Annotated in this window: 11 protein-coding genes and 1 pseudogene; 2 read left to right on the top strand and 10 right to left on the bottom strand. The window is 61.3% G+C overall.

The features are described 5' to 3' along the window. Positions 1-373: 373 nt before the first annotated feature. Positions 374-545: pseudogene (locus JQ609_RS21515) on the top strand (IS5/IS1182 family transposase); the annotation flags it as partial. A gap of 13 nt (positions 546-558) precedes the next feature. Here JQ609_RS21515 and JQ609_RS21510 read toward each other — a convergent pair. Next, on the bottom strand, positions 559-1,071 hold the full coding sequence (locus tag JQ609_RS21510; RefSeq protein WP_212274874.1) for a hypothetical protein: 513 nt from the start codon (positions 1,069-1,071) through the stop codon (positions 559-561). A gap of 315 nt (positions 1,072-1,386) precedes the next feature. Then, positions 1,387-1,632 (bottom strand): hypothetical protein, encoded by a 246-nt coding sequence (locus JQ609_RS21505; RefSeq protein WP_212274873.1) that lies wholly within the window; start codon positions 1,630-1,632, stop codon positions 1,387-1,389. Positions 1,633-2,002: 370 nt separating this feature from the next. Between JQ609_RS21505 and JQ609_RS21500 the strand changes: the two genes are divergently transcribed. Further along, positions 2,003-3,271 carry an aminotransferase class III-fold pyridoxal phosphate-dependent enzyme gene (locus JQ609_RS21500; protein WP_249128255.1) on the top strand — a complete coding sequence of 423 codons (1,269 nt, stop codon included), beginning with the start codon at positions 2,003-2,005 and terminating at the stop codon, positions 3,269-3,271. Position 3,272: 1 nt separating this feature from the next. Here the strand turns inward: JQ609_RS21500 and JQ609_RS21495 are convergent, their stop codons facing one another. From JQ609_RS21495 to neuB, 8 genes are all read right to left on the bottom strand, one after another. Beyond that, positions 3,273-3,932 (bottom strand): hypothetical protein, encoded by a 660-nt coding sequence (locus JQ609_RS21495; protein ID WP_212274871.1) that lies wholly within the window; start codon positions 3,930-3,932, stop codon positions 3,273-3,275. A gap of 4 nt (positions 3,933-3,936) precedes the next feature. Beyond that, positions 3,937-4,713: an imidazole glycerol phosphate synthase cyclase subunit gene (locus JQ609_RS21490; RefSeq protein ID WP_212274870.1), complete on the bottom strand. Its 777-nt coding sequence runs from the start codon at positions 4,711-4,713 to the stop codon at positions 3,937-3,939. 71 nt (positions 4,714-4,784) lie between these two features. Then, positions 4,785-5,423 carry an imidazole glycerol phosphate synthase subunit HisH gene (gene hisH, locus JQ609_RS21485; protein ID WP_212274869.1) on the bottom strand — a complete coding sequence of 213 codons (639 nt, stop codon included), beginning with the start codon at positions 5,421-5,423 and terminating at the stop codon, positions 4,785-4,787. Positions 5,424-5,459: 36 nt separating this feature from the next. After that, positions 5,460-6,638, bottom strand: a complete 1,179-nt coding sequence (locus tag JQ609_RS21480) for an N-acetyl sugar amidotransferase (RefSeq protein ID WP_212274868.1) — start codon at positions 6,636-6,638, stop codon at positions 5,460-5,462. Positions 6,639-6,674: 36 nt separating this feature from the next. Then, positions 6,675-7,487, bottom strand: coding sequence for an SDR family oxidoreductase (locus JQ609_RS21475; RefSeq protein WP_212274867.1), 813 nt, complete (start codon positions 7,485-7,487; stop codon positions 6,675-6,677). Next, positions 7,484-8,524 (bottom strand): nucleotidyltransferase family protein, encoded by a 1,041-nt coding sequence (locus tag JQ609_RS21470; protein ID WP_212274866.1) that lies wholly within the window; start codon positions 8,522-8,524, stop codon positions 7,484-7,486. The genes JQ609_RS21475 and JQ609_RS21470 overlap by 4 nt, the downstream gene beginning before the upstream one ends. A gap of 6 nt (positions 8,525-8,530) precedes the next feature. Next, positions 8,531-9,163, bottom strand: a complete 633-nt coding sequence (locus JQ609_RS21465; RefSeq protein WP_212274865.1) for an acetyltransferase — start codon at positions 9,161-9,163, stop codon at positions 8,531-8,533. Further along, positions 9,160-10,242 carry an N-acetylneuraminate synthase gene (gene neuB / locus JQ609_RS21460; RefSeq protein WP_212274864.1) on the bottom strand — a complete coding sequence of 361 codons (1,083 nt, stop codon included), beginning with the start codon at positions 10,240-10,242 and terminating at the stop codon, positions 9,160-9,162. The genes JQ609_RS21465 and neuB overlap by 4 nt, the downstream gene beginning before the upstream one ends. Between the last annotated feature and the right edge of the window lie 111 nt (positions 10,243-10,353).

Here is a 10,353-nt window from a genome sequence, read left to right as displayed (position 1 = left end):
GTCCGCAAAGCTGCCGCGCGAACTGTCGACGCGGTCTGCGCCGCAATCGGCTGCGCACTCGATGCCTTCACCTCAGAGGAATGTGCCAACTACCTCAAAAACTCAGGCTATCGAACCTAATGCCATCACGCTTTAGAGCCACCGTGCGCAACAGGATGCCGGTGAGCTCATCAATGACTTCACGTCCCTCGGGCTCTTCTGTTTAACGTGCTCGTCGACTGCCGACTCAAATCGTGCCGGCAACACGCCCCAAACGAGACTTTCGCTGGGAAGCTGAGATTGCGTTGGATTTCCGCCCTAAACGGAATCGATCCCCCGTTAGCTCAAAGATTCGTTCCCTGTGAATAGTGGGTAGTATGTCAGTTTGAAATTATCGCGTGCGCTCAAACATTCGCTCCACAAACAACTCTATGCCCAGCGTCATCTCATGGAATGCTGCTTCTCAAAGCTCAAGCAGTTCCGCCGCGTCGCAACCCGCTTCGAAAAGACCTCCCGAAATTACCGAGCCGTCGTCACTCGCGCAATCCATCTTATGGATGCGATAAGCGTCCACACCACCTAGGGTCTCACTGCCCAATAAGTATGTCCGCTGGCGTTTGGGTCTTTGGGGGAAGTGAATTCAATGAACCTCCATCGCTTGCCGCCAGAGGCAGGTTTTTCGACTGGATTGTCGTAGACTGCTTCTGCAAGACCTAGAGGTGTGCTGTCTTCATACACCACGACTTGGGAGAGATCATCTGGCAGCCAGCCGTGAGCCGCGTAAACGTGGCGCGTTTTTTGAAATGGCGGGAGTAGCAAGAGGGCACCGTCCCTCGGTGCTTTAGATACATATGTTGACTTGAAATAAAGCGCGGCAGCAAAATAGGCGAGGACGGCGAGAACCGCAGCGATGATGAGGGGTTTTTTCGTCCACCATTTGGGTGTTGGCGGCGCTGAGCCCGCTCGCACTCGGCATTCATCGGCCATTGCCTCGAGTACATCTCGCGCTTCTGGCAACGCGCCGGGCATCATGGCCCGGCACCCACGTTCCATTTCTAGGAAATCTTCTCGCGTCAAGCCGGGCCGCGTCATTCGATTCTTCTACCACCACACCCCCACCGTGAACAAGCCAGCCGAAATCGCCCAGGCGCGTTAGGCCTCCTTCAATCGATTCAGCGATACGACTCCAAGCCTCTGCTCGGACCTTTCTTATATGAGCAAGCTCAGGCTCTGCTTTGACGGCCGCGTGGGGCTGCATGGCTGATGCCCTTCCGTTCAGAAACGATTAGCCGAGCCAGTTTTTCTATATTTCAGGGGCGAAACAATGCGCCGGAGGACCTCCGAGTTTGCCGATCAGCGCCTCCCCTGCGGCCTGAATAGTCACATATTTCAAGTTATTGGAGCGCCTCAATCAATCCAGCCGGTGGAAAACAACCCGCTTTCGAGCCAACGATCGAGGGCAGGCAGCAATGGCGCCAGCCGCTGAAATTGCCAAGCAGCATCACTTTCGAACGCGGAAGTCACCAAAAAGAGAGCTTTCCGAATGCCCTTTCGCGCGCCTCGCAAGCCCTGTCCCGCTTCGCCGTGCTCGATTTCACCCGCTCCGGGCCGGCTTGCGTGCAGCAACTCTGAGATCGGGTCCAATGTCATCAAGATCGATGCGCGGTTGGAGGACGCCGCTGGCGAGCGCCCGGGCGGTCCGCGCGCTCAGCCTCGCGGGATGGGGCTGAAGGTCAGTGACGAGTTCACCGTACCTCTGTGCAGAACTCATCACCGGGATAACCATCGCTTTGGCGACGAGCAGGCCTGGTGGGCTAGTTCGTCGATCAATCCCGTAGAGGTCTAGGGGAAGCTTTGGGTTTTGACGCGGCGTATCGAATGAAAGCCACCAAGAATCGGCTGTCGAACGAACGGCGCACCTTGCCTCAAAAGCGGCGTTGGGATATCCACCGCGTGCTTTCCCCCCAGGAGAAAATCGATGTCGAGCACTGGCCAAACGCTTTACCGACGCGCACGGAAAGTCATGCCCGGAGGCACCCAATTGCTGTCGAAGCGCCCGGAAATGTTCCTGCCGGAACAATGGCCGACCTATTTCAAATCGGCCAAGGGCGCCGAGGTGGTCGATCTCGACGGCAAGACCTATCTCGACATGAGCTATTGCGGCATCGGCGCCACCATTTTGGGCTTTGCCGATCCCGACGTCGACGCCGCGGTCAAGGCCGCGATCGACAAGGGCTCGATGTCGACGCTGAATTGCGCCGAGGATGTCGAACTGGCGGAATTGCTGGTCGAACTGCACCCGTGGGCCGACATGGTGCGCTTCGGCCGCGCCGGCGGCGAGGCCATGGCGATCGCGGTCCGGATCGCGCGCGCCGCGACGGGGCGCGACATGGTGGCTTTCTGCGGTTATCACGGCTGGCACGACTGGTATCTCAGCGCCAATCTCGGCGAGACCACCGCGCTCGACGGCCATCTGCTGCCGGGCCTCGACACAAAGGGCGTGCCGCGCGGCCTCGCAGGCCTGATGCATCCGTTCCACTACAACAAGCTCGACGAGATCGAAGCCATCGTTGCGGAGCATGGCGACCGCCTCGCCGCGATCGTGATGGAGCCGGTGCGCTCGAGCGAGCCGACGCCGGAATTCATCAGGGGTATTCGTGCGCTCGCCGATCGTTGCGGAGCGGCGCTGATTTTCGACGAGGTGACGTCCGGCTTCCGCATCAATAGTGGCGGCGCGCATCTGGCTTACGGGGTCGATCCCGACATGGCCGTCTTTGCCAAAGCGATCGCCAACGGATTTCCGATGGCGGCGATTGTCGGCCGCGGATCGGTGATGGATGCGGCGCAAGAAACTTTTGTCAGTTCTACCGCCTGGACTGAGCGCGTCGGGCCGGTCGCCGCATTGGCCACGTTGCGCAAGCACCGCGAGCAGAACGTCGCCCATCATCTCATGCGGATCGGTGCGCGCGTGCAAGAGGGCTGGGCCGAAGCCGCGACCGCAACAAATCTTCCGGTTCACGTCTCCGGGATTGCACCGCTTGGGCATTTCGGTTTCGACCTGCCGGAGGTCCGGGAAGTGCGCACCCTGTTCACCCAGATGATGCTGGATCGGGGCATCTTCGCTACCGGCTCATTCTACGCGATGTGGGCGCATACCGATCAGCACGTCGATCGCTATCTGGAGGCGGTCAACGAAGTGTTCCGCGATCTTCGGACCGCTATCGATCAAAAAGCCGTTCGGCAATTGCTGCGCGGCCCCGTCGCCCATTCCGGCTTTAAGCGGCTGACCTGACCTAAACCCCGAAAATATCGCTGATGACGTTGCGGCCGGTTCGGGAATGGCCCGCGTTCGGATAGATGCCGTGCAGCACGCTATTGGGCTCGAGCGTGCCGCCGTCGATCACGATCGCGCCGGTCGACACAAACGTGTTGTCGCCGACCGACGTCTTTCCGATCACGCGGCTGCCGCCATACATCACGATTCCGCGGCCGAACGAGGGGTAGTCGTTGTCGAGGTTCGCGCCGACGGTGCAGTTGTGATAGCAGATGAAATAATCCGAATAGCTGGCGCGGCCGAGCACGGTGCCTACCGGGTGCTGGACCGCGAACACGTCGGGCAGCTCGACCTCGTAGAAGGCGTCGAGCGCGTGCAAGGCTTTGTTGAGCGCATAGGCCTTGTCGGCGATGGGGTGGCCGGGCTCTTCGCGGAAGGCGGTGTTGGCGAGATAATACAGGAAAATCGCGAATTGATCGCAATGCCAGTGTGAGAACCGCACCTGACCGTTGGCAAAGAATCCCTTCAACCTCACGCGCGAAAAGCAGTGCTCGATCCGGCCGAGCGCCAGCTCGACGAATTTCGGCAGATCGCCGAGGTCGGCGCCGTCGGGGAACGTGTTTTCGAACTGCTTTCGCACATACCGCGCCAGATCAGCCTCATTGAGCGAAAGGTGCACGATGTCAGTTCCTGCTGCTGGCGCTGTTCCGGACGTCGAGGCCGCGCGACGCCAGGTGGCTGCGCAGCTTGATCGGGCTGTGATCAGTAAACAAAAACATCGACGAGATCGCCACCGCCGACGCGCCGGCTTCCAGCGCGTCGATCGCATGCTGCAGTGAACCGCAACCGCCCGATACGATCAAGGGCACGCTGAGCGCATTGGCCGCCTTGTGGATCACGTCGAGATCGTAGCCGGACATGGTGCCGTCGCGATCGATCGAGCCCAACAGCACTTCGCCGCAGTGTAGGTCCTCGCAGCGCAGCGCCCATTCGACCGGATCGAGCGCGACATGCTCGCGGCCGCCGTCGATGAACACGCTTGCATGGTGGGGGCGGATCTTCTTGTAGTCGATCGACACCGTGATGCACTGATCGCCGAACACGCGCGCGGCGTCGCGGACGAACTCAGGTCGCCGCACCGCTTCGGAATTGACGGACACCTTGTCGGCGCCGGCGCGCAGCAGCATGTTGACGTCTTCAAGCGTCTTGACGCCACCGCCGACCGTGAACGGCATGAAGATCTCTTCCGACATCCGCTCGATGATATCGACCACGCGGCCGCGCGAGGCTTCGCTTGGCACGATGTCGAGCACGATCAGCTCGTCGACGCCGTAGTCGTTATAGACTTTTGCGGTCGTCACCGGGTTGCCGGCGACACGCTCGTTCTCGAAGAACCTGACGTATTTTACCAGCCTACCATCGCGCAGCAGAAATTTCGGGATCAGTCTCTTTTTCAGCATTTGGCTTTCTTGATTGGACGCGTTTTCTTCACGCGACCTGGTATCCACTTCGCTTGAAAAACGCGCTGGTATCACGGATTCCAGCGGAGAAAATTGCTCACCAATTCGATACCGCTGTCCTGGCTTTTCTCGGGATGAAACTGGGTGGCCGCAATGTTGTCCTTGGCGATGATCGCGGTCACGGACTGACCGTATTGCGCAAGGCCCACGACGTCGCCCGCATTGTTGCAGCGCATGGCGAAGGAGTGCACGAAATAGAATGCGAGGTTGCTCTCGCGGATGCCGGCGAGGATCGGATGGTCGCGCTCCTTGGCCACCATGTTCCAGCCCATATGCGGGATCTTCAGCGCGGGATCGGTGGGCATCAGGCGCAGCACATCGGCGTCGAACCAGCCGAGCCCGCGATGCAGGACGCCGTCATCGGCGTGCTCTTCCGAGCTCTGCGCCAGCAACTGCATGCCGAGGCAGACGGCCAAGAACGGCTTGCCCTTTTCGCGGACGTGGCGGTCGAGCATTTCGTCGATGCCCCGCACACGTATGTTGTTCATCGCGTCGCCAAAGGCGCCGACACCGGGTAGGATGACGTGCGAAGCGTCGGCGATCACGTCAGCGTCGTGGGTCACGACCGGATCGAAACCGCAGTACCCCACGGCATTGCGGACCGAGCGCACATTGTTGATCCCGTAGTCGACGATCGCAACGCCCGACATCGCCCTAGCTCCCCCCGGCGCCGCCGCCGATAAAGATTACCCCTTGCCGCCGATCTCCACACCCGGATGGTTCGGCCAGGGCACCTCGGTCCGATTCCATTTATCCATATCAGGCATCCGCCTGCCCGGCTCTACCATGTTAGGCGAGAACTGCCACGGGCTAACCTCGTGCTTGATCGCGATGCCGAGGAACTGCTCTTCGGTGAGTTGCAGATAATCCAGGAACAGATCGAGGCTCGGCGGCCGCTTGCCGTCAAATTCTCGCACAAGCGCTTCGCCTTCCTCGCGCGTCATCCGGCGGTTGCGGATGTCGATATTGGCAAGGTGATTGGTCCGTCCCATGCCGCGCTTGATGAATTTCAGATAGTCGCGCACGCCCTGGAAGAAGCACTCGATCTTCTCGTAGTCGTATTCGGGCGGAATGCCCTCGACTTCCTGGCCCTTCCAGCCGAGCTCGCGCTTGATGATCTCGACGTGCTTCTTGGTGTCCCACTTGATGTAGCTGCCGAGGCAGATCGAGCGGCACTTGATCCGCATCAATTCCTTGCGGGCGGGATAAACGAACGGATAGAGGTCGCGCTTGGCGACGCGGCCGCCCAGGAATTCGTACATGTCGTCGGCGGTAATGCCGAGATTCATCGCGCGGTTGAAGCGCTTCTCGTCGACCTCTTCCATCTCGTCATAGGAATAGAACGACTGGTATTCGGCCAGGCTCTCGCCCCAGAACAATAGCGGCGTTTCATAGCGGATCGCGATCTGCATGGTATGGGCATAGATGCCGGTGTGGCAGTGCCAGCAGAAATCGCCGCGGCGCTTGAGCGATTCCAGCATCAGTTCGCGCACCACGTGCCAGTTCGGCGTGAAGTTGAGCACGTCGACACCGAGCTGCTTGAACACGCTGGTGTTGTTCTCTTCGATCAGCGGGCGATAGAACCAGTGGTCGAAGCGCACCACCAGCGGCTTCAGGCCGAGCTTCTTGACCACGTACCAAAGCTGGAAAACGCTGTCCTTGCCGCCGGAATAGGGAACGATGCAGTCGTACAGTCCCTTATCGCGGTATTGCGCGACCAGTTCCATCATCTGGCCGTGGCGCTCATCCCAGTTGATTTGGGTGTCCCGAACCTCAATCTGCGCGCAAACGCTGCAGGATCCGTGGTCGTCGAACGACGTTGCCTCTGCCGTTTCCGGCAGCAGGCACTTGCTACAGCTCAACATGTCAAAGATTCTCGCGGTTTCATGATTTGCCGTGCATTACCACACGGTCCATCCACCGTCGACCGCCAGACACTGGCCGGTCACGTATGCGGATAAGTCGGTCGCCAGATAGGCAACCGCGCCCTTGAAGTCTTCCTCGCGTCCCATCCGCCCGAGGGGCGTGCGGGCGGTATAGCGGCTCAAAAACGGCTCAGGGGTGTCCCGGAACACGCCGCCGGGCGCGATCGCATTGACCCGGACGCGCGGCGCCAAGGTCGTGGAGAGCCACCGGGTGGCCTGGATCAGCCCGCCCTTGCTGGCGGCATAGGCTGCGGGGTTGCCGAGGGCGGTCCCCTCGTAGAGCCGCCAGTCGGGCCCCGAAAGCCCGTAAATCGAGGAAACATTGATGACGCTGCCATGGCCGGAGGCCTTGAGGTCGGCTGCGGCGGCCTGAACCAGGACAAAGGGGGCGGTCAGGTTGACCTCCAGCGCCCTCCTCCAGGTCTTGTCGGACTGCTGCTCGAATGGAACCGCCCAGCCATCGAGGCCGCTGGTTCCCACGAATGCCGCGCAATTCACGATGATATCGATGCGCCCGAAGCGTTCGCGGACCTGGCGAGGCAAATCGCGCACCTGCTCCGACCGCTCCAGGTCGCAGGCGAACCCTACGGCGGTGGCGGGCCACCGCTGGCTCAGCTCTTCCGCGGCTTCCGCGGCGCCGGATTGCGAAAGATCGACGACGGCGATTTCAGCCCCAAGTTCGGCAAGCGCATGGCCGATCGCCCTGCCGATATGGCCGGCGCCCCCCGTGACCAGCGCGACCCGCCCGTCCAGCGACATTAACTCGCGTAGGGAGCGATCGGTACTCACCCAAAAACCCTCTGGAATTCATCGGAGGCGCGCTGCAAGTCGTCGAGGCGGCCGACGTCGATCCAGTATTCCCGCAGCGGGAAGACCACGGATTGTTTGCCGCCGGCGATCGTTCGTTCGATCAGCGTCGGCATGTCGACCACTTCGTTGGGACTAAGATGATCCAGCACGCCGGGATCCAGCAGATAGACGCCCGCATTGACGAAGAATTTCTGCGTCGGTTTCTCGCGGATGCCGAGCAGCCGGTGATCGTCGAAATCGATCACCCCGAACGGCACGGTGACGGAATGCTCGCGCACGCAGACGGTCGAGAACGCCTGATGCTCGCGGTGGTATTTCAGCAACTGCTCGAAATTCACCGTCGTCAGCAAATCACCGTTCATAACGAAGAACGGCTGCTTCGGCCGCTCCGGCAACAGCGACAATGCGCCGGCGGTACCGAGACGTTCGTTTTCCTCGAGGTAGCTGATATCGACGCCCCAGGGCGAACCATCGCCGAAATAGTCCCGGATCATCTCCGACTTGTAGTTGACCGAGATGAAGAACTTGCCGAAGCCCGCCTTGATGAAACCCCCGAGCACGGTTTCGAGGATCGGCTTGTCGCCGACCTTGATTAGCGGCTTCGGCAGTTCATCGGTGAGCGGCTTCAGCCGCGAGCCGAGCCCCCCCGCCATCAGCACCACCCAGTGATCGCTTTGCTGGGCCAGCGCGAGGTCGTCGATCAGCTTGACCTCGATGACTTTTCCTTCCGTGTCGACGATCGGCAATTGATGAATCGAATGACGGCGCATCAGATTGAGCGCGGCGGGATTGGTGATGCCGGCCGGCGCGGTGATCGGCGTCCGGTTCATGACCAGATCGACCGACGCGTCGAGGCCGACCCCGCCCAGCAGCGCGCGTCGGACGTCGCCGTCGGTCACGGTGCCTACGATCTTGCCGTCGCGCTCGACGATCGCCAGCTGCAGATTGCCTTGATCGATGCGCCGCAGCGTCTCGATCAGGGGCGTATCTTCGCTGACAATAAATGCTCCATTCATCACGTGCTATTCCCGGTCGCCGCCGACAAACGCGCCAGCCTCGACATTCCTTGCGACTATGGCGCCGGCGGCCACAATGGCACCGGCGCCGACGCTGACCCCCCCCAATACCACCGCACCGGCGCCGATATGGGCGCCCTCGCCGACCAGCACGCCGCCGCACAGCACCGCACCTGGAGCGATATGCGCGTGATCGCCCACCTGACAATCATGTTCGACCACCGCACGGGTATTCACCAGCACATTCCGTCCCAGCCGCGCCGCCGGCTGGATGATCGCCCCCGCCATTACCTGCGCGCCGTCGCCAATGGAAGCGTCCGATGCGATCACCGCCGATGCATGGGATATCACGGGGAACGCGTAACCCAGCGCGGCAAACCGGTCGAACAATTCGCGCCGAACCGACAATCCGGAACTCGATCGCGAGGCGCGATTGCCGAGGCCGTTGGCGAGCTGAACCTGGTCGATCTTCATCTTCAGGATATCTTCGTCCGGACCGGTGATCGGAATTCCCCCAAGCAATGTCCCTATGCGAGCGGAATCGTGGTCGGTTACCGCGCTCGGACGCTGACCCCGGCTGAGCAACGCCTCGATGACAACGCGAGCATGGCCGCCGGCACAGAGCACAATCAGGCTCATGGCTCCAGCGCCTCATTGGCCGCGTAGTCGCGATCGGCCTTCTTGCCCAGATAACTCCAGTATTCAATGGGCGATATGCCATCGCCCGGACGCTTCACGCCGAGATTTTGTTCCGTGAAGCGTTCGCCGCTGCGGATCGCAGAGGTCGCGACCAGGCTTCGGCGCGCCACCGACCGATTGGCGATTTCCTCCGCCGCCGGAACCTTGCGCCCGTCGCCGAGCGCTGCCTCGACATCGCGGATATTTGCAATCATCGCGGCCAGCTCATGCGGTTCGATCGAGGCGCGGTGGTCGGGTCCGGGCAGGTTGCGATCAAGGGTCAGATGCTTTTCGATCACGGTGGCGCCAAGGGCTACGGCCGCGGCCGCGACATGAATGCCGGGGCTGTGGTCGGAGAAACCGACCGGAAGCCCGAACGCATGGGATAGTGTCGCCATCGCGCGCAGATTGATCGACTGCGGATCAGCCGGATACTCCGTCGTACAATGCAGCAGCGTCACCTTGCTGCGCAATTCCGTCCAGGTCTCCCGATCGGGCAGAATGTCAGCAAAATCCGCGGTGGTCGGCGGCGCGCTCGCCTCGAGCAGATAGCCGAACGCAATCACGCCGAGCGCCTGCTCGACTTCGGCAAGCGTCGCCATTCCCGTCGACAGGATGATGGGAAGACGAAAGCGTGCGAGATGCAGCAACAACGGTGCATTGGTCAGATCGCCCGAGCCGACCTTGAGGGTCGAGACGCCGATGCGCTGAACCAGGTGGGTGGCGCTGTCGGCGTCGAACGGCGTCGACATGTAGGTGATGTTGGCTTTGGCACAGGCGGCGGCGATGCGCTGCTCGTCGTCCTCGCTCAATTCCAGCGCGCGCAGCATCTCGAGCTGGGATTGCGCAGCGCCGGTCGTGACCTGCTGATAGCTGGCCTTGGCCGCATCGGCGGTCGCCAGCTTGTCGGCGCGAAACGACTGAAATTTCACCACGTCGGCACCGGCGCGCGCCGCCGCCTGGACCAGCGCCAGCGCGCGGGTACAATCGCCGTTGTGGTTAACGCCGGCCTCGGCAATGATCATGGTTCGGCGATGCATGCGCTTTTCGTCGCTGACCGGTTCGGACGATTGAAACCGCCCTCTAAATCAAGCGGTTGTCTTAGTCGAGTACACTGGTAAAAGCAACGCGAGCAGGCGCAGCTGCGATAC

It is taken from the genome of Bradyrhizobium sp. AUGA SZCCT0169, from assembly GCF_018130085.1.
In the GTDB taxonomy this organism is placed as follows: Bacteria; Pseudomonadota; Alphaproteobacteria; order Rhizobiales; family Xanthobacteraceae; genus Bradyrhizobium.
This window is presented reverse-complemented; position numbering and strand designations above follow the sequence as displayed.

Bases quoted from the DNA above. Each gene is read 5' to 3' on its own strand.
- JQ609_RS21510 (WP_212274874.1), bottom strand. From the start codon at position 1,071: ATGACGCGGCCCGGCTTGACGCGAGAAGATTTCCTAGAAATGGAACGT.
- JQ609_RS21500 (WP_249128255.1), top strand. From the start codon at position 2,003: ATGCCCGGAGGCACCCAATTGCTGTCGAAGCGCCCGGAAATGTTCCTG.
- JQ609_RS21490 (WP_212274870.1), bottom strand. From the start codon at position 4,713: ATGCTGAAAAAGAGACTGATCCCGAAATTTCTGCTGCGCGATGGTAGG.
- hisH (WP_212274869.1), bottom strand. From the start codon at position 5,423: ATGTCGGGCGTTGCGATCGTCGACTACGGGATCAACAATGTGCGCTCG.
- JQ609_RS21480 (WP_212274868.1), bottom strand. From the start codon at position 6,638: ATGTTGAGCTGTAGCAAGTGCCTGCTGCCGGAAACGGCAGAGGCAACG.
- JQ609_RS21470 (WP_212274866.1), bottom strand. From the start codon at position 8,524: ATGAATGGAGCATTTATTGTCAGCGAAGATACGCCCCTGATCGAGACG.
- JQ609_RS21465 (WP_212274865.1), bottom strand. From the start codon at position 9,163: ATGAGCCTGATTGTGCTCTGTGCCGGCGGCCATGCTCGCGTTGTCATC.
- neuB (WP_212274864.1), bottom strand. From the start codon at position 10,242: ATGCATCGCCGAACCATGATCATTGCCGAGGCCGGCGTTAACCACAAC.